This is a genomic window from Trichocoleus sp. ST-U1, assembly GCF_039961835.1.
Taxonomy (GTDB): domain Bacteria; phylum Cyanobacteriota; class Cyanobacteriia; order Cyanobacteriales; family FACHB-T130; genus FACHB-T130.
In genome coordinates this window covers 59,031-81,543 of sequence record NZ_JAMPJZ010000006.1, presented here as the reverse complement: position 1 = coordinate 81,543, position 22,513 = coordinate 59,031, and the positions used below count along the sequence as shown (strand labels likewise).

Sequence of the window (22,513 nt, the reverse complement as noted above, 5' to 3'; positions counted from 1 at the left end):
ACTGCACGCTCTCTAAAAGCGAACAGTGGTGTAACCCCGCCCACGGCTCAATTCCCTTGCTTACAAGAAGATCATCATGTCCGCTCCGCTCCAGATTTTACTGCTTGAGGATTCCCTGGCTGATGCTGAATTAACTTTGCACGAACTACGTTTGGCTGGCTTTAAACCCGACTGGCAGCGTGTAGAGACAGAAGCCGACTACCTCGCCCAACTGCATCCCGGTATCGAGCTAATTTTGGCTGACTATAGCTTGCCTCAGTTTAACGCCCTCAGAGCGCTGCAACTTTTGCAAGAGCGCGGCTTAGATATTCCATTCATCGTTATCACGGGTACGGTGAGCGAAGAAGTGGTGGTGGAGTGCATGAAGCAAGGGGCAGCGGATTATCTACTGAAAGACCGTCTGATGCGGCTAGGATCGGCAGTAGCGCAAGCCCTACAAGCCAAACAAATGCGCGACCAAAAGCGGCAGTCTGAGGCGGAAAAAACCAGATTAATCGCCGCTTCACAAGAGAGCGAGCAACGATTTCGAGCGCTGATCGAAAATGCGACCGACATCATCATCATTGTTAACGCCAGCGGTCAAGTGACTTATGTGAGTCCCTCTGTCAATCGGATTCTAGGATACGCACCCGATGGACTCATAGGCAAAAATGCTTTGACATTTATTCACCCAGAGGATGTGCTACTGGTTAAGCAAAGGCTGAAAAATTCGATTCAAAATCCCAATGTGACTCAGCGACTCGGTGAGTATCGCGTGCAGCATCGCAATGGCTCTTGGGGGATCTTCGAGGCAGTCACCACTAACCTCCTGAACGATCCGGCGGTGCAGGGGATTGTCGTCAACTGCCACGACATTACTGAGCGCAAGCAAGCCGAGGAGCAACTACGACACCATGCGTTCTACGATTCGCTTTGCGGTTTGCCGAATCGGACATTATTTCTCGAACGTCTTGCCAGCCAAATCAAGCGTTCCCAAAGAGACAAAGACAGTTTATTTGCTGTTCTGTTTCTGGATTTGGATCGCTTCGAGATGGTCAAATATAGTCTGGGACACCTGGTAAGCGACCAACTGCTCATCGCTACAGCTCGCAAACTGATGACCTGCCTCCGTCCTACGGACACCCTAGCTCGGATTGGCACAGACGAATTTGCAATTCTGCTGGAGGATATTCACGATGTTAGCGATGCGATTCGCGTTGTCGAGCAGATCCAGGGGGAACTGAATTCGCCTTTTAACTTGGATGGGCGCGAAGTATTCACCACGACTAGCATTGGGATTGCCTTTGCAGGAAAGGGACAAGAGGGATGGGAGCCGGTTCGGAAAGCATCTGCCTCTATGCCGCTTTGTCCCTCTGCACCCTCTCACAATAACCTCTTGCCTCGTCCGCAAGACCTGCTACGGGCAGCCGACACGGCTATGTATCATGCCCGGTTAGAGGGTAAAGGTCGCTATGTTGTCTTCCATCGGGCCATGCATACCCTTGCCGTGGCACATTTGCAGTTAGAAACGGATCTGCGACGAGCGATTATCGCTACGGAATTTCAACTTTACTACCAGCCAATCGTCGAGCTGGCGACGGGTAAAATTAAGGCTTTTGAGGCTCTGGTGCGTTGGAATCACCCGACTCGTGGCATGGTTCCCCCAAGCGAGTTTATCCCTGTGGCAGAAGATACGGGTCTGATTATTCCCTTGGGTACTTGGGTATTGAACGAAGCTTGCCGTCAGCTAAAAGTTTGGCAGCAGCAGTATTCTACGACTCAGGGTTTGGCAATTAGCGTGAATCTCTCTGGTAAGCAGTTTTCGCAACCAAATTTGATTGAGCAGATTGACCGAATTTTGAGGAAGACTGGCTTGGATGGACACTATTTAAAGTTGGAAATTACTGAAAGCTGCTTGCTGGAAAATGCTGAAGCTGCCGCCATCCTGCTTTGGCAATTGCGAGATCGAAATATTCAATTATCGATTGATGATTTTGGTACGGGTTATTCATCCTTGAATTATCTGCACCGCTTTCCCCTTAATACATTGAAAATTGACCGTTCTTTTGTGAACCGGATGGGAGCGGGTGGCAAGGATGCAGAGATTGTCAAGGCAATCGTGGCGTTGGCTCATAATTTAGGAATGAGTGTGACGGCGGAGGGGATAGAAACGGCTCAACAGTTGGCACAACTCAAGGCATTGCAATGCGAACGAGGACAGGGATATTTTTTCTCGAAACCTTTAGATAATGGGGCTGCGGGACAGTTGATTTTGGCACAGTTGCAAGTTAATTCATGATGCGCGTTATTGGTCTGACGGGAGGCATTGGTACTGGCAAAACAACTGTCTCAAATTATCTTGCCAGTCACTACAATTTGCCGGTTTTGGATGCGGATATTTATGCTAGAGAAGCTGTAAAAGTGGGTTCGCCGATTCTCGGCGAAATTGTTAAGCGTTACGGAGCCGATATTCTGCTACCGGATGGAACGCTTGACCGCCGAAAGCTGGGCAATATTGTCTTTAATTCGCCCGAAGAGCGGCGTTGGCTAGAGCAACAGATTCATCCTTACGTGCGCGATCGCATGATTGAAAAAATGCAAGCACTCAACTCGCATCCGACTGTAGTGTTGGTGGTGCCTTTGCTGTTTGAAGTGGGGATGACGGCTCTGTGTACGGAAACTTGGGTCGTATACTGTTCCGAACAACATCAACTTCAGAGATTAATCAAGCGAGATCGCCTAACTTTAGAACAAGCGCAAGCCAGGATTACTAGCCAAATGCCCATTCAGGAGAAATGCGATCGCGCTGATGTAATTTTAGATAACTCTTCTAGCCTAGAAGCTTTGCTCAAACAGGTAGATATGCAATTAAAAATGCAAAATTAAAAATGTGGGAGTTGTTAGTGTCATGAGTTTTTTATCGCCTATATCTTGACTTCTTCTCTGTCTCTTGAAAGGAAGAATGCCGAGGTTTAGGTCCTTCCAATCGTGAAAACTTCATGACACTGACGAAATTTCTAATTTTTAACTATTCTGCATCGCCTCCCACAATGACATTGCGAATGCGGAGACTTGGCCCACCACAACCAACTGGCAAGCCGTTCTGACCTCCCTTACCGCAGCCGCCGGATTCATCCCAGTAGAAATCATCCCCAATTGCTTCAATATCCGCCAAGGTGCTGAAAACATTCCCCGACAGCGTCACATCCCGAACGGGTTCAGCAATCTTGCCGTCGCGGATCATCCAAGCTTCAGCGGCGGAGAAAGTAAACATTTCTCCATTCGTCATACCACCCAGCCAGTTACGAGCGTAGACGCCTTCTTTGATCCCTGCAAATAAATCCTCCACGGGCGTTGTACCCCGCTCAATCCAAGTATTCGTCATCCGAACAAGGGGGGGATAGTGGTAATTCAGACAACGGGCGTTGCCAGTGGGGGCTTCGCTCAGCTTTCCAGCAGTTTCGCGGGAGTGGAGGCGTCCAACTAAGATGCCATCCTTAATTAGCTGAGTCGTGGTAGCAGGCGTCCCTTCATCATCGTATAAGTAGCTGCCACGATGACCGGGAGGAGCAGCACCGTCAAAGATTTGCAGTTCTTTGGGTCCAAATCGGCGTCCCAGGGTCATCACTTCTAAGATATCCGGGTTTTCATAAGCCATGTCTGCTTCTGAAAGGTGCCCAAAAGCTTCATGGACAAATAAACCGCTGAGAATGGGGTCGATGACGACCGTGTAGGTATTGCCTTTCACAGGAGGCAGAGAGAGGGCGTTCACGGCGCGGAGAGCCGCACTCCGAACCTGATCGTCCAAATTAGTTAAGTCTTCGTAGGCTTTGCGGGAGCCAGTCGTTTCGCGTCCAGTTTGCACGGTTTCGCCATTCCGCGCAGTGGCGGCAAAGCGCATTTCCATATCTACCCAAGACTGCTCAATCAGCGTTCCGTCTGAGGTGGCGAGGATAATTCGCTGGGAACTGTCGCTGTAGCGCACAGAGGTGGTGGTGATTGAAGGGCTAGCGCTTTTGAGGATTTCAGTGTAGCGATCGCACAATTGCTTCTTGGTTTCCAGCGATATCTCTCGCGGATCGCTGCCTTCTAGGGGAAGTTGGCAAGTCGCCTGTACTGGCTCAATCGGAGCCAACAGGGTTTCTTCATCGCCAATAATCCGAGCGGCAGTGATCGCTTCTTCAATTCGGTCTGCTAAGGTAGAAAGCTGATTAAAGCTGGCAAAGCCCCAGCCGCCCTGGTAACAAGCCCGGACTTGTCCACCAATGGAGATGCCTTCAGTGAGGGTTTCGACCTTATCGCCGCGCAAAAAGATATCAGTTCCTTCGGCTTCTTCTATCCGAACTGCCAAATAATCGACTTGAGGTGAGTAACGAGCGATTAAGTCGGCGAGCAAGTTTTTGGCATCAGCCAGTAAGGTCGGCATTTGTCTTGCAGCAACATTAATAAACTGCTTCCATTGTGCAATTATTTGGTCGCACCTTGCCACTGGAAGCAGGAAACGAGGAGCGGGGGAGGTTATGGTAATCAATAGAGATACAAAATACGAAAACCCCTTTTCCCTAGGAAAAGGGGTTTTTAAAGTCAGATGCACCTGTTACTACCTGGACAAGAATCTCTAATATTAAAGAGGCATTTCATTGATGGATGGCGGTGGTGATGCCGCAGCATCGTAAATTCTTAATTCTTGGACGTTCCAACGGTTGAGAATTGCTTCAGCTTGACGCACCTCTGCTTCTGTGCCCTCAACGATCAAGAAATAGTCCCCATGATGAATGCGATCGTTGTAAATTGCGGCTTGCTCATCAGGAATCCCGTAGCCAGTCAAGGCACCTAATAAGCCGCCTGCGGTTGCACCAATCACACCACTGGTTAAAGTAGTCGCTAAAGCCGTGGCTGCCACCCCAATAATGCTAATTGGCCCTAATACGGGAATGGCGGCAATGGTGCCTAGTCCCAGCGCCAAACCCAAGACGCTTCCGGCTGCACCACCCGCGATCGCGCCAAGGGTCGTTCCTTCTTGCGCTTTAGAAGCCGGAGGCGGGGATACTGGCTCAGACTCTTTGTTGATTGCAGAAACCTGATTCATTGGAAAGCCAGCAGCTTTTAATTCCTGAATTGCGCCTTCTGCATCTTGCAAGCTTGAGAACACGCCAAAAGCTCGTTTTGGCTGAGTAAGCACCATTACCCTTTCCTCTCTAACTCTTTAGGAATCTATTCGTGATTTTGCCACAAGCGAAATCAAATTACACTTTCAAAGCCATTGCATTAGTCTTTAGCTTTCGGGGCAACTTTCGCTTGAACATCTACCGTCGTAACACCCTTAATTTCCTTCGCCAGTGGTTCTATTTTTGCCACTTGATCCGGCTTTTCTACAGTTCCTACAACTGTTACAGCTCCGTTTTTAGCATCAATTTCTAATTTGCTGCTGGGCAGGTTCGCTTCTAACTTGCTGCGAACCTCGCTTTCCAAGTCGCTATCAGCTCTTTTTAGGGGGTCGCCTGCCACTTCATTGCGTTGTTCGCGTGCCCGAATATCAGATTCTAGCTGTCTTTTGCGGACATCACTCGATGCATCGTTTTTCGCGCCTTGATCGGGTTTTGCCGAATCATCAGCCGAGGGCGATGCTGGGGCGCTGGCATTTGGACTGGCGGCTCCGGTTGCAGCAGGCGAAGAAGTCTGAGTTGCATCCGAATCGGCTCCCTGGGACGTTTTCTCATTGTTGTCGCAAGCAGCAACACTCACCAACAAGACGCCACTAAACAGTAATGTTAAAAACTTGTTCATTTTTCAATTCCTCACTTCGAGCAGATAAGAGGTGGAAGCACTTTACCCCCCACCCCGTTCAATCGTTCTCATTCAGCCTAAAGAGTCTGTTCCCGGCGGTCGATGATTTGAACCGGGCTATCCGTGCGTGGAGTCGGATCAACTACTGGAGTTTGATAGGTACCACTGGGATCGGCGATATCAGACGTGCGAGTTGTCGTTGTAGTCGTTGCATTGGTGGCAGGAGCATCGTAGATACCCCAGTCTTGAATTCCCCGATGACTGAGAATCGCTTCGGCACGACGGATATCGTCGTCGCTGCCGTCTACCATTACCAAATAATCCCCACGGGATACTCGATCGCTATAGTGTCTGGCTCTTTCTTCAGGAATTCCCAAACCGATTAATGCACCTAAAAGACTTCCTGCGGCTGCACCAATGGCACCGCCAGAAAGGGTTGTAGCAATAGCGGTGCCTGCTGCTCCCGCTAGCATGACAGGGCCAAGTCCCGGAATTGCCAAGGCTCCCAGACCAACGAGCAAGCCTGTTAGACCGCCCAAAGTACCGCCGGTGACGGCACCTGCTTTCGCACCTTCGTCGGCTTTATTGCCAACGCGATCGCTTACATCGGCACCAGCAATGTCGTTTCCTTTGTCCGCGTCACGAGCTACTACGGACACGTTGTCCATAGAAAAACCAGAATTTTTTAGTTCAGTCAGTGCTACTTCGGCGTCTCGATAGTTTGAAAATACGCCAACAGCACGCTTATGTTGTCCTAACATCAGTGTTTTCTCCGATTGCCACTGAACCTAACCAAATTGTGTTACTAACACAGCAGCATTAGTCTGTCAGTAACAGTTCAATTCTTGCTTTTTATTTGACCGAAGCCATCAATCTTCAGATATAACTTCAATCTCCAATTTTCTGTTTTTTTGTAATTTACCATCTTCCTTAAGAATTAGATCGTTACTAATTGAGGGAGTTGCACTTTGACCGTCTGCTCTTTATTAACAATCTTTTTAGGAGTCTTCAACTAGCAAGCACAGTAAGAGTTTGAGAAACAAAAGCTTATTTTCTTAACAAAAAAACATATATTAGGAAACGCTAGTAAAAAGAAAACAAATAGTTAGAGTTCTGTAAACTGTTAAATAGGAGGCGCAAGAAGTGATAGACAAAAAAAATATTTTCTCCTATTCAATGATTTTATTAAAAACAGAGGACTTTAATTTTTGGGTCAAAACAGGGAAGTATAAATAAGGTCTACTGCGTTGTTTCATCAAGTTGTCAGATTGAGGAGTTTCAGATGCGGTACTTATTATTAATTTTTGTGTCTTCCCTACTAAGCTTGGTTTCCGGACAGGCGATCGCGCAGGCAGAGTCCCAAAGGCTGGGTGTAAGCCGCCAAATCCCTTCGAGTTCAGCTTCGGATCAAAGTTTCTGGCCCCAAGCTCAGCGATTGGTACAAACTCAAATCAATTTAATTAATCGAATCGAAAGAGCGAGTGCGTCTCCCGAACCCTACCCGGCTTTTGCGGCGGAGGGGCAAATCCTCCTCCACCAGGGAGAAGTAGACCGCTTTCTCAAGAGCCAATATCCCAATCCTGCTTTGCTGTGTACCCGCACGAACGGCGTTACCCCGGCAGGCTCTAATTTAACCTTGGAGCAGGCGCAGGTGTACTGCGCTCTCTATGCTTCGACGCAGCAATTATTGCCCTTGCGTCCGGTGCTAGAACGGCGACAGTCCATTCTCGCTCCTACCAGAGGAAATCCTTTGGCAATTGGTCAACCGTCGATTTTGACCGTACCTCCTCAGCGTTTGGCGGTTCCAGTGCCCAGATTTCCCGCTCCGGAACCGCCAGTCGTTGGTGTAGCGGCAAAGACACCGATTTCTGGCTATCAGCCGCCAATTCAGCCAGCGATCGCGCCCTCCCAGCAAACAGTGACAACCCTACAAACTGCCAAAAAGTTCTTAGGGCAAGCTGTGGCAGCATTTCCCCCCTCCGCCCGTTTTACTGATATCGCGGAAACGTACCAATTAAACGAACGCAACTCTTACGCCCTATATCGGCAAGAGCCAAGCCTGTATAGCGAATTTCTTTCTCAACCCAACACCGGCATTGCCCGCGTTTTACCATCTGAGGCTTACCGTCAACAACTGAATCCACTAGGAAATCGGCTCTCGCCCAGCGTAGCAGAGCGTTTCCCATTTCCAGCTTTGCTGCAAGGGGTGGGCGGTGGTAGCGATGAGGAATCGACTCCCTCATCGGTGCGAGTTGGTCCTGGGGATGAATTTACTCCGCGCTTTGCGGTTCGGATGGAAGGTAGTAACTTTGAGATTGCCCAGCAAGGGCTGGATTATGGCTTCATGGTGGATTTGGGAGAAGTCCCCTTAGAAAACCTCGATCCCACCTTGAAGAAAGTCCGCGCCTTATCGCCGCAAACACGCCAGTTTTTCCTGAATTATCGTCCGCCGAATCAGTTGGCATCGATTCAGGTAGATCGACAGCGGTTTATCACGGGAAAGCTGGGTCAGGTGGCTTTCAGCGAACCCGTGCAACAGACGAGAGCGATCGCATCCTCGATCGACCGCCTCTCTCCAAATGCACCAGCGATGCTGAACCACACCTACTTAATGCGATTAGTCCAATTCCAGGTGCCGGAAGTGGTTCAGACGGGAGGTACCGTTTCCAGGGAACAACGCCGCTATCTTGACCAAATTTTAGAATTGCCCAGTAGCGATGTCCTGGTCGCCTTCCGTCCCGTCAGCCGCCGCGCTGATGGCAGTTACACGGTTTTATGGCAAGTGCTAACTCAGTTTCCAGATCCCCAGATTGAAGATGTGGAAAAGTACATCAAGTTGCAGTAGTGGGTAATCGGTGATTTTATTTCGAGCCAAGGTGCAAAGAAGTTATTCTTAGCGTCTTTGCGTCTTGGCGCGAAATTATCTCTTGGATTGATTCTCAAGAAAATCGTCCACCACGGCTTGTGCTTCCGGTGGAATCTCAGTGACGAGACGAATCGGGAAAGCATCGGTTGAAGCCAACTGAGCATATTCTGGGGTGAGGAAAATTGCGTACTTGGCAGCATCATCGGTGAGTTGTCCTGCCATTGCCAGCGCGATCGCTTTCATGTAGCTACGGATGGCAACCGCTTGTTCGCCGACGATTTCCCCGCCCGTGTAAAGTGTATTCGGCTGTCTCGCTTGATCTTGGGTAGTGCTAGGATCTTTCACACTTAAATGGGTGCTTCCCACCACACCCACCAGCCATTTTGGGCTGGGTATTTTAGAAAAGCCGATAATTTGTTCGGTTAAAGCGGGAGTCGTCTTATCAGCGGAAGCAGCTTCAATTAAAGTAGGAACTTGCACAGCGCTTAAACCCGTTTCGCCAAAAAGCAAAGACGTGGTGGGATTAAACGCGATCGCTGCTTTGACTCTGGGATCTCGCAGTTGATAGCGGTCTTCTGGAAGTCCGCTCGCAAAACACTGGGAAGCTTCCCCAAGATTGAAGGAAATTACATTCCCTTTACAGCGCTCTTTTAAAGACGCTAATTGCAACTCGGCACCCGCAACCGATAAAGCTGTACTACCCCCCAGAGAATACCCGATTACCATGACGCGATCGGGTGCCAGTTTCCCCTGAAGTTCCCCGGCTTGATTCAGCTTTTCTAGTTCGTCGATAACAAAACTGATATCCTTGGGACGATTCAAAAACTCCTGAGCATCCAATAAGGGAGCTTTGCCTCTAACTACCTGCTTCACATGACTTTCGTTACTCCCAGGATGTTCTAAGGCTGCCACTACATAGCCATAGGATGCCAAATGCTCTGCCAGGTAGCGCATATCAGTGCGAACCGAACCTAAGCCATGCGATAGAACAATCATCGGCTTGGCAGGAGAAGCCGCTTCCGACCAGTAAACATCAAGGGGAATTTCCCGGCGGCGCTGGGTATCATTGAGTTTCAAGTTCAGCACCTGCACAGTTGCAGTTCCCGGTAGCGTGGGATCGAAAGGTAAATTAAGTTGGGGGCGCTTGACAGTCAGTTGGGGGGCAATCTCTGCCATAAACCACTGAGTTTGCCAAAAAGCGCTGTTAAAATTTTCGACAACTTTAAACGCCCGACTTAAGTCTATATCAAGCGTTTGACGGGGATAAGCTTCGATAAAGCTGAGTAAAGACAGTCCTTCTGGTGCCCTAGCCCCTAATACGAGTCCCGATCGCACATCTAGCACTCCGACATTATCCTGACGCGATGTTGTACTAGCCAAAGAAGATGCGATCGCGCTACCAATTTGAGTATCGAGTAACCGACTCACTTGCACAACATCAATATCAAGTTTTGCCCTCAGCGCTGACAGAATTTGGCTTCGTTGTTGCGAAGACAGGTTTCTTGCAAAACTTCTCAAAGACGATGGGGTGGTTCCCGTTTCCGCAAGCTGGCGGAGATCCGCGATATTGATGGATTCAGTAGAGGAGCCTTTCCGAACCACGATGGTTTGAGCGGCTTGTACAGAAGGAGTTGCGCTGCTGATGTAGGCGCAACCACTGAGGACGCTGATAACTGACAACAGCCATCTCAAGCGCGATCGCATGAATATTTCTCCTTTCTTGTGCTTTTTCGCTATCTGCTTGCAATTATTGTAGGGGCGCACGGCTGTACGCCCCTATAGATGTATACCGTGCAATTTATTCTTCACAGGCACGAAGCGTCTGACGTTAGGTTGTGGCCTTTGTCTGTACAGCCGCGACTTTCAACCATAGAGCAAGTGCAGCAAGCAGCTCACAAGCAGCAGAATAATTGAGAACCATTTGGTCTTGCGAGTGAATTTGTTGAAGACAGCAAGCACCCAAAGAAGCAGGATTAAGGGGCGATCGCTTGTGACTGAATTTTATTGAGAGCGATCGCATCGGGCTGTGTGTTCTTTCTGTTCCCAGCTAAGCTTTTAGATACTCTACCATCAGTAACCTAAGCAAATGCCTCAGATTCAACACATGGTTCTGCTCAAATTTAAACCAGAAATAACGTCGGAAAAGATTGCAGATTTGTTAAACCAACTGGGTGAACTTCAGCAATTAATTCCAGGCATTACCTACTATGCAGGGGGAGCCTACTCTAGTCACGAGGGGCTGAACCAGGGCTACAACCACGGATTTTTGATGACATTTGAGAGCGCAGATGCCCGCGATTTCTATCTGCCACATCCGGAACACGAACGAGTGAAGTCTGCGATATTAGAATGCTTAGACGATTTCATCATCTTTGATTTTGAAGCTTAATAGTCTTTGGAGAAATTGGGAAGATAGGGAAGAGATCGCGATCGTTGCCTCACGCCTCTGTTTCACTTTCCATGTTTTACTTTCCAAGCGTTTAGAGGCGCACAATGAGAATTGTGCGCCTCTAAACCTTTGTCGCGATCGCGCGAGTTACTGCTTGTCTTTTTCGCTGGATTTCGGCTTGTATGTCGAAGCAACGTGCAATTCCTTCAACTGCTTTCCATCGACACCAGAGGGCGCATCGGTCAATAAACAACGAGCCTGCTGCGTTTTCGGGAAAGCAATCACATCCCGAATCGATTCTTCTCCTGCTAAGAGCATCACCAAGCGGTCTAAACCGTAGGCAATCCCCCCGTGTGGAGGCGTGCCATATTCAAATGCCTCTAGGAGAAATCCAAACTTGGCATACGCTTCCTCTTTCCCTAAGCCAATGGCTTCAAACACCTGCTCTTGAACCTCGCGCTGGTAAATCCGCCGACTTCCACCGCCAACTTCCACGCCATTGAGAATCAGGTCATAAGCTTGCGCCCGTGCCGTCTTCAGGTCGTGCAAATCATCGGGATGGGGAGCCGTAAACGGATGATGCAGCGCTTCTAGGCGCTTCTCATCCGCATTCCACTCAAACATGGGGAAGTCTGTCACCCAAAGCAGGTTGTTTTTGTCAGGATCGATGAGTCCCAATTCGCGACCAATCACCTGGCGCAATCTGTCGAGGGTTTTATTAACCGTATTCGTATCGCCCGCACCAAATAGCAAAAGATGACCGGATTTTGCACCTGTGCGACTTAGCAATTCTTGTTTTTGCGCTTCGGTGAGGTTGTCTTTAATCGCGCCAATGGTGTCGAGTTCGCCGTCATCTCGCACGCGAATATAGGCAAGACCCTTAGCACCGGCTTCGCTAGCTTCTTTAAATAGGTCACCGCCTGGTTTAATCCGCACGTTGGAGAAGGCGTCGTTTCCGCCAGGAACGGGCAATACTTTGACGATACCGCCAGAGGCGACAGCGCCGGAAAATACCTTAAACCCAGAATCTTTCAGCAAATCGGAAACGTTGACAAGTTCTAAGCCAAAGCGGGTGTCTGGCTTATCGCACCCGTAGCGATCCATCGCGTCTGCATAAGTCAGGCGCGGGAAGGGGCGGGGTAAGTCGATGCCTTTGACCGTTTTGAAGATATGGCAAACTAAACTTTCGTTGAGCTGGAGAATCTCTTCTTGAGACATGAAGCTCATCTCCATATCTAACTGAGTAAATTCTGGCTGTCTGTCTGCGCGTAAATCTTCATCTCGGAAGCAACGAGCAATCTGGTAATAGCGGTCATAGCCGGATACCATCAGCATTTGCTTAAATAGCTGCGGCGACTGAGGAAGCGCATACCACTCGCTGGGATTGACGCGGCTGGGTACGAGGTAATCCCGTGCGCCTTCGGGAGTCGATTTGGTGAGAATCGGCGTTTCTATTTCGATGAAGTTTTCGGTATCTTCTAGGTAGCGACGGATGGCTTTGACGACTTGGTGACGCAACTGGAGGTTGCGAGTCATGCGATCGCGTCTTAAGTCTAGATAGCGATACTTCAGGCGCAAGTCTTCGCGCAGGGATTCTGTGTCTCCCGCCCCTACTTGGAAGGGCAGCTGCTTGTATACCTGATTGAGCAGTTCAATTTTGTCTGCGTAAATTTCAATTTCGCCAGTCGGGAGGCGAGGATTGAGCGAGTCTTCGGGACGTTTGCTGACTCGACCTGTAATTCTGAGGACGTATTCGTTGCGCTGATTTGCCGCCTCTGCGTAAGAGTCAGGCGTCCGCACTGGGTCGCTGATAATTTGAACGATGCCAGTGCGATCGCGCAAATCTAAAAATATCACCCCCCCGTGGTCGCGGCGACGGTCTACCCATCCACACAAGGTGACAGTTTGTCCAATATGTTCGCTTCTAGGTTCGCCGCAGTAATGGGTTCGCATGGTTGCCGATCGAATGCTTGCTGAAAGATTGGGATTTAAAGGTAACAAAATGTGAAAGCTTTGCCCATTATCCTGCATTCTTTGTAATTCTGTTCAAACTGCTAGGGGCTGAACCTACCGAACCCCTAACAATTCCTGACATTGGTACCAAAATAACTAAAGCTCAACCAACGCTTGGTTGAGCCATATTTTTGCATTTTTAGCGATTGGGATACGTCGCAGTGACCCTAAACTAGCCTAGAGCCGAATCATTGCGGCATCGTCTACGCGATCGCTATCCTGATTTTTTTTAGTGAATACGGCTTTACTTCCCTGGTTTACCCAGTCCTATCGCTTTTTCCACGATTTATCGCTTTTATTGGCTGTTTTTTTCTTAAGCTCTAGGATTGACATCCTTCGCCATTTCCCGGAAGTCGTCCGGATTGCTATGAGCCTCTGGTGAGGATTTCATCTCTGTTGGCTGGGGCATTTTCCGGGCAGCACCTGTTGCAGCTTCAGCCGCTTGGGCACCAGCACCACTCTGGTCAACTTCACTAACGCTAAATTCTTTTGATGCTGCGTAGTCAGCGTCGAAATCGACATTTTGCGTTGCTTCTTCACCTGCAACCATGCGTTCGGCAGCTAGCTGGGCATCTTGAGTTGTCGCTTGATTCGGATCGGGTTTCACTTCTTCAGTCATAAGTAACTCCTATTTATTTAGACTTTTTTATCTGCAATTTAGATTTTAAAGGAGCGATCCCCGTTCCTCTGACCCTCTTGAGATAGATCCTTAGCCAACTCTCAATCTGCAAAACCGAGTGAGTCAAACTCTCTCTCTTGGAGGGCGATTTTAACCCACCAAGTTTGCAACTCTTGGAAATATTAACCTCACTGTCGGATAAAATTTATGAATACAAACCAAAAATCTCAAGCTCTTTCCAGTGAAACTCAAAAAGTGGTTGAGGCTTTTGAAGCGTTGAACACGGATGACAAACTAGCATGGTTTTATTACGTTTATGAAAAGATGGGAGATTCGATTACTCCCGCTGCCCCAACTGCAACCGATCCAGAACTGGCTCCGAAGCTGTTAGGAGAATTTTTTGATTTGGATGACGATCGCCAGTTGGCAATTATGCGAGAAATTGTCAATCGCGAAAACACAGAATATTCCCATGCTTATGGGGCTTTGAAAGAGAATAATCAGTTAATGGTTTGGTATGCTTGGGCGCAGGGTATGGGTGATACGGTCGTAGATGTGCCCTCGGACTACCAAGCAAATAACCCCGTTAACGACCTAATGGGTCAAATTGAAGGTCTTGACTTTGAGGGACAAATTTCCATGTTCCGGACAATCGTTAGCAACATGGGCTATACGGACGTGAAGCCAATTCCCTCTCAAGCTGAAACTGGTAAGACTGCCAGCCTGTAAATTATTTCCTTATGCCATCGCAGGGGCGTATAGCCGTGCGTCCCATGATTTGATCCGAAATGCCATAAAAGAAGAGCGTTCTTGGAATTGAACGCTCTTTTTGCAATTAAGAAACGGCGACTTTACCAATATCGCCTGGGGTCAAATGGGAATGCAGCACTTGTCCATCGCGGAACCAGACGATGCGTTTGGTGAGACGAGCAACTTCGGGTTCGTGCGTAACCATGACCACAGTGATGCCGCTGGTATTCAGTTCTGTGAAGATGTCCATCACTTCTTCGGTCGTTTTGGAATCCAGTGCGCCAGTGGGTTCATCAGCAAGCAGCAAGACGGGTTTGTTGACAATCGCACGCGCGATCGCGACCCGCTGCTGTTGTCCCCCAGATAGTTGATTCGGTCGATTATTCAGTCGATGCTCTAAACCAACGCGAGTCAGAGCAACGGTTGCTCTCTGGCGTCTTTCAGCACTCGGAATACCCGCATAAACCATCGGTAGCATGACATTTTCTAACGCTGTTAGTTGTGGCAAGAGATGGAATTGTTGAAACACAAAACCAATCTTCCGATTGCGAATTCCCGCTAAGTCAGCATCTTCTAGAGAGGACACATCTACGTTATCTAAGTAATATCGTCCGTCAGTGGGTCGGTCAAGACAACCAATAATATTCATCGCAGTGGATTTGCCCGATCCAGACGCCCCCATAATCGCGCAATATTCGCCCTCCTCTACAATTAAGCTCACACCAGCCAGGGCGCGAACTTCTGTATCGCCGACGCCGTAAACCTTGGTGACATCCTCTATACGAATGACGACAGGTTTTTTTGAAGGATTGAGGGCTGAGGACTCAGGAGTGAGTTGTTGATTGCTCATTGAAGGATGGAATAATGGCTAATTGTTCAAAAGCTTTAGCGAGGAACGAGGAATCCTAAACATTGTTCGTGCATTTTAAGCACTCCGCAAAGCCACAATTGGATCGAGTTTAGCGGCTCGTCGCGCCGGGACGACGCCAAAGAATAGCCCAATCCCGCCAGAAACACTGACAGCAATAACAATTGCCACGGGTGAAATGCCAGCTTTCAGAGGGGTGAAAGCGCTGACGAGCGAGATCCCGCCAACGCCAATCAGAGTCCCTAATAAGCCACCCGCCGCTGAGAGAATTACTGCTTCGATGATGAATTGAATCAGGATATCTTGCTCCCGTGCGCCAATCGCCTTGCGAAGCCCGATTTCTTGGGTGCGTTCGGTGACGGAGACGAGCATAATATTCATGACGCCAATGCCACCGACAAACAGGGAAATTGCCGCGATCGCAGCTAACATGAATGTCAAACCACTGGTAATCGTGTTTACAATGCCCAAAAGGTCTTTTTGACTGCGAACGGTAAAGTCATCTTCACCGTTGATTTTGTGCCGCAACCGCAGCAGATTGGCTACCTGAAATTGAGCGGCTCCAATGCTATTTTCATCTTTGGCAGAAATAGAGATAGCTGTCACTTCAAGACCATAGGGAGACGTATTTCCCACAATCCGATTCGCTAGGGTAGTGATGGGTAAATAAGCTGCTTCATCCGGATTATCTCCCAGCGCCGAACCTTTGGGTTTCATCACGCCAACAATTTGAAAGCTGATATTTTTAATCCGCAGTTGTTGCCCGATCGGATCTTGATTGTCAAATAATTTATCTGCTAATTCTGACCCCAGGATGACAATTTGATTACTCCGCTTAATATCAAGATCGGTAATAAATCGTCCTCGATCCACATCAAAACTTCTCGCTGAGAGATACTCTGGCGTTGTACCGAGAATCAATGTAGTCGTATTTTTGCTGCGGTAGGTAACTAATTGTCTGGAATTGATCTGGGGAGCGACATCTTGGATGGAAGGCACCTGAGACGCGATCGCTCTGGCATCTTCAAGAACTAGCGTTTTCGGTACCTCAAAGGTCGTATTCCGAGTTTTCTGGGAACCAGGAACCACAAACAGCACGTTTGGCCCCAACGACTCAAACTGTTCGGCGGCTAACCTTTGCGCTCCTTGTCCAATTCCCACCATCGCAATCACCGAGGCATTGCCAATCATAATGCCGAGCATGGTGAGACTGCTACGCAGTTTGTTTGCCACTAGGGTCGTGGCAGCCATTTTGACGCTTTCTACAATATCCATATTTAATAATGGGTAATCGAGTAATCGGTAATGGGGAATCAGAACCATGACCAATTACCGATTCCCGATTACCAACTCTCCTTATTCCTCTGGCTTAGGTTTGCTATCTTTGGGCAAATCGATGAATACGCGATCGCCTTCGTTGATACCATCTAAAATCTGCGTTTGGTTTTCAATCGATGGGCCAATCGTCACCGCTTTAAACTGGGGTTTGTTCTCTTCATTAGGGACTAACACACCCGTCTTTCCTTTCTCGGTGACAATTGCCACGGTGGGAACGACCAAGGCATTAGTCGCAGGTTTCCCCAAAAAAGTCAGGTCAACATTCATTCCCGACCGCAGTTGTTCCTTACCCGTTTCCAGAGCGACCCGCACCTGAAAAGACGTGACATTTTGCTCGACCACCGCTTCCGGCGCAATCAGCTTGACCTTGCCTTTAAACACTTGGTCGGGATAGGCATCTGCCACAATCTCAACCGGCTGTCCTTGGGTAATTTGCCCAACATCAACCTCTGGGACTTTCGCCAGAATTTCTAAATCTCTGGCAATGGCAACAATCGAAGTTGAAGTGGCGGAAGCCGTAGTCGAAGCAGAAGTTGTGGGAGTGACGAAAGCGCCTTCTGTGGCGTATTTCTGCGTCACAATCCCCGAAAAGGGAGCGATGATTACCGTGTCAGAGAGCTGGACTTGCACCGCCTGCATCGAAGCTCTGGCGGCGTCAGCGGCTGCTTTTAACCCAGCAATCTCCTCTCGGCGCGTCCCATTTTCTAACTGTCGTAGAGCCGCCTGCGCTTCTGCGACATCCGCTTCTCGCTGAGAAATTTCCTCGCTGCGACCACCCTTTTGGCTTTGCTGTAAGGCAGATCGCGCTTCTGCTACTGCCGCTTGACGCTGCTGGATTTCTTGGCTAGTGCGGTTTTTGAGTTGCTCCAACCGTCGTTGGGCTTCTCTCAGGTTGGCGCTGGCATTGCGGTACTCTGTCAGCACCTCATCCAACTGGTCTTTAGAAATGGCTCCTTGAGAAGCGAGCTGTTGATTGCGATTGGCTCGTTTTTGTGCCAATTCTACCCGCGCTTCGGCGGCAGAGATTTGAGCTTCAGTCTGGGCAATTTCTTCAGGACGACCAATTTGTACCGATGCTAGATTCGCTTCGGCTTGCTCCAGACGAGCTTTGAATTGGGAAATTTCTTCGGGACGACCCACCCGCGCCGCGGCTAAACGAGCTTTCGCTTGCTCTAGACGGGCTTTTGCCTGATTGATTTCTTCAGGACGGCTCCCAGCTTGAGCTTGTTGCAGTTTGGCTTGAGCTTGCTCCAGATTGGCTTTGGCTTGAAAGAATTGAGCCTGAAGCTGGGAATTCTCCATTTGGGCGATTTTTTGCCCTTGCTGGACTCTATCTCCCTGCTCGACGTATAACTTTGCCAAACGCCCAGATGTTGGAGGGCTGAGATTGACGCTTTGAACGGGCACGACGGTACCGCTAGCGATAATCCGTACTTTCAAGGTTTGCGATTTAACAGGTACGGTCAGGCTCTCGATGTCTAGTTTGGGCGTTGCCCGACCCATGATGAAATAAGTGGTAGAGCCAACTACCAAGATGCTAGACGCTATCAGCCCAATGACCCACCGAGAAGGGTTCTTGACTTTGCTTATTAGTGGAAGTTGCATTCGCGTAGTTTTTAAGTCCGGTAGTACGAATGAACAGACTGCTCAATGAGGGTATTTTTAATGACGATGGGATTCAGCTTTAGCACCAAGGAGTCACACTCAACTGCATTTATCTACAGCAAGTTGCTTATTGTTTCCCTATTTTAGCGAGTTTGAACTTCCTGACGGATCGAACCTTGTTTAGTGTTTCCCGTCAATCCGTTATAGCGATCCCCAAATTGACGTGTGGCTTTGCTCTCGATTTCTGCTACGGTCAGTTAAATTATTGGTAAGGTTGCTGAACATTTCTTCTCTTCGCATTATTTCTTTGAGGCTGCACCGTGCCTAAACGTTTTTCGATATTCCCGCTTCTTGTTTTCCTTGGTTTAGGGAGCGTTGCTCTCCCCGCCTCTGGGCAAGCGCTTGTGCCCTATACGCTACAAATGGAGTCAAAAGAGCTAGAGCAGCAGGGCTTGAACCTAGCACAAGATGCGGCTCAGCTAGCGCGATTCCAACAATACGATCTAGCATTGCCCAGAGCGCGATTGGCGACTCAGCTGGCTCCCACCAGTTATCAAACCTGGTTTTTACTGGGGAGTTTGTTTTTGCAAGCGCAGGAGGTAAATAATGCCATTGATGCCTTGCAACGGGCGAGAACCCTTCAACCCAACGAACCAGGGATTCTATTTGCTCTGGGAAGCGGGCACTTTCAGCAGGAAAAGTATCAGGAAGCTGTTAGTGTTTTGCAAGCTGGGTTAAAGATCAAACCCGATGTCCCGGAAGCTTTGTTTGATTTAGGCAATGCCTATTACAAACTGAAACGGTTTCCAGATGCGATCGCTCAGTACCAAAAGGCGGTTGCTAAGGAAAAGAAATTCTGGCCTGCAATTAATAATATTGGGCTAGTTAAGTACGAAATGGGCGATATAGATGGGGCGCTTAGTGAGTGGCGTTCCGCTAGCTCTCTCGATAAGGAGGCGGCAGAACCCCGGTTGGCGATGGCGGTGGCGCTGTATGCGAAGGGCGATCGCGAACAGGGTTTGTCTTTGGGAGAGGCTGCGATTCGGTTAGACAGTCGCTACGCCGACGTAAAATTTCTCCAAGAAAATCTTTGGGGCGATCGCTTACTCACAGAAACGAAAAAGTTCCTGTTAACTCCCAGAATTCAGGAAACAATTGCCCAAAATGACAACGAACCTCGACAACCGCAAAACGCCCCTGAGTGAAGCATGAAGAATAAAGGACGAAGGATAAGATTTTATCCTTCGTCCTTTATTTTTTTGCGGGTAGTTTTAAACGTAAAGGCATAGAAGCTCAGGGCAAACCCACAGACACTAGATAGGGTGTACGATCTACGCCAAATGCATCGAGAGGGTCAACAGCTTGCTGTTTACTGTGAATGCCCGATTGCTTCGCTGTTTTACTTCCACAGTGCGATCGCGCTTAGGAGCATCTCTGCGACAATACACTAAATCCAGTTAACCCTCCGCAGCCAAGGCCAAACGCCTGTCTGCCTTCTCAAGATGACACCTTCACTATGTTCTTTGACGACATCCTTCAATTCTTCAGTGGTCAAGGCGTAGCCTAATTCACGAGCAACTTTTACGAATTCCTCTGGACTAGCTACTTCTTGGAATTTTTCGCGTAAACCTGGATCGTAGGTAGCAGCTTCCAGAAATTGACAGGCACTTTCTTTAGACATTTTGACAATCCCCCTACTCTACTGTGTCTTTTTTAGTTCATGCACTATAGCCATTTTAATCGTGCGCTATACTGCTGAAATTCTTTTTTAATCCTATGTTACAGACAGCCGCATCTACCAACCTGAATATTCTTTTAGAAAACCTCCTTTTCCTAGTAATTGTTACGTCTTTTCTTATCTTTGCGGGTTGGCTTTGGAGACATTCACCTCCCTTCACGATTCCTCAACCACTGCCGCCTTGGTTTAGAGCGTGGTTATTTGTTGTACTGCTAGTGGGAGTGGCGCTTCCCCTAGTAGCAATGGTTCTGTGGGGCATATGGTGGAATCATCCCAGCGTATTTCAGGTACTGGTGCCGTACTTTGTCATTTTGGGGTTACAAATTTTATCCGAAAGCGTGACAACGAGACGGTTTCAATCCTGTACGTTCGTGATGGTTCCTTGCTTATACCTTCCTTATCGCGTTTGGCAATTATATAGTGGATTGACGCTTCTGAATTGTGAGAGTGGGACAATCTGGATACAGAGATTATTAGTGCTGGAAATCGTCCTTTGGATTTTTAATTACGGCGTACACTTGTCGCAGATTCCCCGGCTTCTTAATTGGGAATTAAAACCTCAAAGTGATTAAAATTTAGCGGCAGTTCTTGAAAGGTAAAAGTATGTGAGTAGATGAATTATGGCAGCGTATTCACATCTTAATGCCAGGAATTTATATTAATAATACTTAGTAATTATTTTGATTGGTAGATGAAAAGCACAAACTAGAGTACGATAACGGCTATAGCCGTCCTAAATAATTCGTGAATTATGAGACCTCAACTTCTTAGAGAAGCTGGGGATATGAAGGGTAGCATCTCGCAAATCCAATAGGATTACTATGGATTTAATTAGCAGGAGATTTATAGGAAAAATATCAAATTATTATTTTTATAATATTTATTTTTAGGTCATAAAAAATTTTGGTAAAACTTAATGGTTACTCTAAATATTCAATGTTGTATATTTGTAGAATCAAAGCGCAGCAAAATACTAAAAGATTCAACAATAAAGTAATAGAAATTTTTAATCAGCGGCACTATTTAGATTAGGGCAGAAATTTCATCTACAACTTTCAGCCGGTTCTTGCGGACAGCGTAAAGTAGCCGATCAATTGCTCGCTTGTCTTCTTCGCTGATTGCATCTTCCAACAGTGCAGCCATCAGCCCATATCGGTCAGCCAGGGTAATGCTACCAGTGTAGGTAGCTTGAGCAAATAGTTCAGCGATCGCAGAGTCGAGAGGGCAGATTTGAACAGGCATCTTACGGACATTAACTCGATACTTCTAATATCACGCTTTTGCCCGGTTTACTAAGTGATTAACCACTGTAAAAAATGTGACGATACCCTAGATAATCGTGCGATCGCGGGTTTAAGTAAAGGTGATGAGCAGCTAATTGCTGAGTGATATAAATCACACAACTAGCCCTGCGACGGAGACTGTTCTGGGTGCGATTCTACTTTGGGCTGAACCACAACCGAAAGATACTCGCGGTAACGACAAATCTTGTCGCCACGAACATCGAAAGCGATCGCCCCTCGGTTCTGATAAGGCTTCCCCCGCAGATGCCCTTGAGAGCGAATCTCGAACACAACGGTCGTCTCGTTACTGGTGACGCTAGATGGCGTCACCACCAGCTCATTGTTGAAAGCTTCAGACGCATACTTAAAGAAAGCAGCTGCCCGTGCTTTACCGACATTTTCCCCCTGATATTGCCCCACTGGAAACCAGAAGCTAAAGTCATCCGCAAGCATTTCCAAAAACGGTTCCCACTTGCCGGTTCCCATCCCCTGAGTGAAGTGCCCAAATGCACGCTGGGCAGTTTCCATCGTGCTTTGTTGTGTTTGTGCCATGTTTGTAAGCTGCTGCAACTAAATCAATTGTGGCAAAAACAAGCGGAGAGAAGCCGTAGAAATCTCATCGGAACCGCAGGATGCCTGCTTGCACGCTTCGGATGCCGCTACCAGCTACTAGCACCCTCGATATATTGTCCCACCGATAATTAGTACAGAGGAACTTTCAAAAATGCGGCAAAATTGAGATGCGAATCTTCGGAGACAAGCAGGGATGAATAGCAACCAAAATGAGGGGCAGGCTTCGATTCTGCCCTTACCTGAAGATAGTGACACAATGCGGATACGACCTTGGGGCACAGTCACTGTTTTAGAAGAAGGGCAACGCTACCGGATTAATCGCATTGAACTCAACCCAGGTCATCACATTAGTACCCAAATGCACTATCACCGAAGCGAACACTGGATCGTTGTATCTGGCACCGCCAAAGTGATTTGTGATGGTAAAGAGACAACCTTAATTCAAAAACAGTCAACCTACGTGCCGATGTCTACAGCTCACCGGGTTGAAAATCCAGGGTGTATTCCTCTCGTGATGATTGAAGTCCAAAATGGAGAATATCTGGGAGAGGATGACATCATCCGTTTCGACGACGCGGAAACCTAACATCGCAAAATCAAAGGATATCGTGGTTCTCACTTGAATCAAATACAAGAGCGAACCCCTAGCCTATTCTCTATAAGGGAAGGGGCTAGGGGTTTTATACAAACACAGAAATATAGAAA

The 22,513-nt window shown here is 48.2% G+C and carries 21 protein-coding genes; 8 read left to right on the top strand and 13 right to left on the bottom strand.

Annotation, left to right across the window (positions count from 1 at the left end; genetic code table 11):
- Positions 1–76: 76 nt before the first annotated feature.
- Positions 77–2,278 carry an EAL domain-containing protein gene (locus NDA06_RS04265; RefSeq protein ID WP_190985590.1) on the top strand — a complete coding sequence of 734 codons (2,202 nt, stop codon included), beginning with the start codon at positions 77–79 and terminating at the stop codon, positions 2,276–2,278.
- Positions 2,275–2,865: a dephospho-CoA kinase gene (coaE, locus tag NDA06_RS04260; protein WP_190985589.1), complete on the top strand. Its 591-nt coding sequence runs from the start codon at positions 2,275–2,277 to the stop codon at positions 2,863–2,865. The genes NDA06_RS04265 and coaE overlap by 4 nt, the downstream gene beginning before the upstream one ends.
- A gap of 142 nt (positions 2,866–3,007) precedes the next feature.
- Here coaE and NDA06_RS04255 read toward each other — a convergent pair whose 3' ends face one another.
- The 4 genes from NDA06_RS04255 to NDA06_RS04240 form a co-directional block, all read right to left on the bottom strand.
- Complete coding sequence (locus NDA06_RS04255; RefSeq protein WP_190985588.1) at positions 3,008–4,405, bottom strand: TldD/PmbA family protein; 1,398 nt, start codon at positions 4,403–4,405, stop codon at positions 3,008–3,010.
- A gap of 198 nt (positions 4,406–4,603) precedes the next feature.
- Positions 4,604–5,164 carry a DUF1269 domain-containing protein gene (locus NDA06_RS04250; RefSeq protein ID WP_190985587.1) on the bottom strand — a complete coding sequence of 187 codons (561 nt, stop codon included), beginning with the start codon at positions 5,162–5,164 and terminating at the stop codon, positions 4,604–4,606.
- A gap of 83 nt (positions 5,165–5,247) precedes the next feature.
- Positions 5,248–5,766 carry a BON domain-containing protein gene (locus NDA06_RS04245; protein WP_190985586.1) on the bottom strand — a complete coding sequence of 173 codons (519 nt, stop codon included), beginning with the start codon at positions 5,764–5,766 and terminating at the stop codon, positions 5,248–5,250.
- A 77-nt stretch (positions 5,767–5,843) separates the two neighbouring features.
- Positions 5,844–6,527, bottom strand: coding sequence for a general stress protein (locus NDA06_RS04240; protein ID WP_242047430.1), 684 nt, complete (start codon positions 6,525–6,527; stop codon positions 5,844–5,846).
- A gap of 521 nt (positions 6,528–7,048) precedes the next feature.
- Here NDA06_RS04240 and NDA06_RS04235 point away from each other — a divergent pair.
- Positions 7,049–8,611 carry a hypothetical protein gene (locus tag NDA06_RS04235; protein WP_190985585.1) on the top strand — a complete coding sequence of 521 codons (1,563 nt, stop codon included), beginning with the start codon at positions 7,049–7,051 and terminating at the stop codon, positions 8,609–8,611.
- Positions 8,612–8,686: 75 nt separating this feature from the next.
- On the opposite strand, the gene NDA06_RS04230 is transcribed toward NDA06_RS04235, so the two are convergent.
- Complete coding sequence (locus NDA06_RS04230; RefSeq protein WP_190985584.1) at positions 8,687–10,336, bottom strand: alpha/beta hydrolase; 1,650 nt, start codon at positions 10,334–10,336, stop codon at positions 8,687–8,689.
- Positions 10,337–10,718: 382 nt separating this feature from the next.
- Between NDA06_RS04230 and NDA06_RS04225 the strand changes: the two genes are divergently transcribed.
- A complete protein-coding gene (locus tag NDA06_RS04225; RefSeq protein ID WP_199324059.1) occupies positions 10,719–11,021 on the top strand; it encodes a Dabb family protein in 303 nt (100 codons plus the stop codon).
- Positions 11,022–11,168: 147 nt separating this feature from the next.
- On the opposite strand, the gene aspS is transcribed toward NDA06_RS04225, so the two are convergent.
- Positions 11,169–12,974 (bottom strand): aspartate--tRNA ligase, encoded by a 1,806-nt coding sequence (gene aspS, locus NDA06_RS04220; protein WP_190985601.1) that lies wholly within the window; start codon positions 12,972–12,974, stop codon positions 11,169–11,171.
- A 373-nt stretch (positions 12,975–13,347) separates the two neighbouring features.
- On the bottom strand, positions 13,348–13,653 hold the full coding sequence (locus NDA06_RS04215; RefSeq protein WP_190985583.1) for a hypothetical protein: 306 nt from the start codon (positions 13,651–13,653) through the stop codon (positions 13,348–13,350).
- Between the two features lie 207 nt (positions 13,654–13,860).
- Between NDA06_RS04215 and NDA06_RS04210 the strand changes: the two genes are divergently transcribed.
- Positions 13,861–14,382: an orange carotenoid protein N-terminal domain-containing protein gene (locus NDA06_RS04210; RefSeq protein WP_190683219.1), complete on the top strand. Its 522-nt coding sequence runs from the start codon at positions 13,861–13,863 to the stop codon at positions 14,380–14,382.
- Positions 14,383–14,488: 106 nt separating this feature from the next.
- Here the strand turns inward: NDA06_RS04210 and NDA06_RS04205 are convergent, their stop codons facing one another.
- From NDA06_RS04205 to NDA06_RS04195, 3 genes are all read right to left on the bottom strand, one after another.
- Positions 14,489–15,253, bottom strand: coding sequence for an ABC transporter ATP-binding protein (locus NDA06_RS04205; protein ID WP_190434062.1), 765 nt, complete (start codon positions 15,251–15,253; stop codon positions 14,489–14,491).
- Positions 15,254–15,328: 75 nt separating this feature from the next.
- Complete coding sequence (locus NDA06_RS04200) at positions 15,329–16,546, bottom strand: ABC transporter permease (protein ID WP_190536971.1); 1,218 nt, start codon at positions 16,544–16,546, stop codon at positions 15,329–15,331.
- Positions 16,547–16,627: 81 nt separating this feature from the next.
- A complete protein-coding gene (locus NDA06_RS04195) occupies positions 16,628–18,214 on the bottom strand; it encodes an efflux RND transporter periplasmic adaptor subunit (RefSeq protein WP_190985582.1) in 1,587 nt (528 codons plus the stop codon).
- A gap of 320 nt (positions 18,215–18,534) precedes the next feature.
- Between NDA06_RS04195 and NDA06_RS04190 the strand changes: the two genes are divergently transcribed.
- Positions 18,535–19,419: a tetratricopeptide repeat protein gene (locus tag NDA06_RS04190; RefSeq protein WP_347276127.1), complete on the top strand. Its 885-nt coding sequence runs from the start codon at positions 18,535–18,537 to the stop codon at positions 19,417–19,419.
- A gap of 242 nt (positions 19,420–19,661) precedes the next feature.
- Here the strand turns inward: NDA06_RS04190 and NDA06_RS04185 are convergent, their stop codons facing one another.
- On the bottom strand, positions 19,662–19,895 hold the full coding sequence (locus tag NDA06_RS04185; RefSeq protein WP_190528204.1) for a Nif11-like leader peptide family natural product precursor: 234 nt from the start codon (positions 19,893–19,895) through the stop codon (positions 19,662–19,664).
- 95 nt (positions 19,896–19,990) lie between these two features.
- Here NDA06_RS04185 and NDA06_RS04180 point away from each other — a divergent pair, with 95 nt between their 5' ends.
- Positions 19,991–20,524 (top strand): hypothetical protein, encoded by a 534-nt coding sequence (locus NDA06_RS04180; RefSeq protein ID WP_190985581.1) that lies wholly within the window; start codon positions 19,991–19,993, stop codon positions 20,522–20,524.
- Between the two features lie 451 nt (positions 20,525–20,975).
- On the opposite strand, the gene NDA06_RS04175 is transcribed toward NDA06_RS04180, so the two are convergent.
- Positions 20,976–21,194: a hypothetical protein gene (locus NDA06_RS04175; protein ID WP_190413665.1), complete on the bottom strand. Its 219-nt coding sequence runs from the start codon at positions 21,192–21,194 to the stop codon at positions 20,976–20,978.
- Between the two features lie 161 nt (positions 21,195–21,355).
- Positions 21,356–21,787 (bottom strand): nuclear transport factor 2 family protein, encoded by a 432-nt coding sequence (locus NDA06_RS04170; RefSeq protein WP_190985580.1) that lies wholly within the window; start codon positions 21,785–21,787, stop codon positions 21,356–21,358.
- Positions 21,788–22,064: 277 nt separating this feature from the next.
- On the opposite strand from NDA06_RS04170, the gene NDA06_RS04165 reads away from it, so the two are divergent.
- Positions 22,065–22,394 (top strand): phosphomannose isomerase type II C-terminal cupin domain, encoded by a 330-nt coding sequence (locus NDA06_RS04165; RefSeq protein WP_190413787.1) that lies wholly within the window; start codon positions 22,065–22,067, stop codon positions 22,392–22,394.
- The last annotated feature ends 119 nt before the right edge of the window (positions 22,395–22,513 follow it).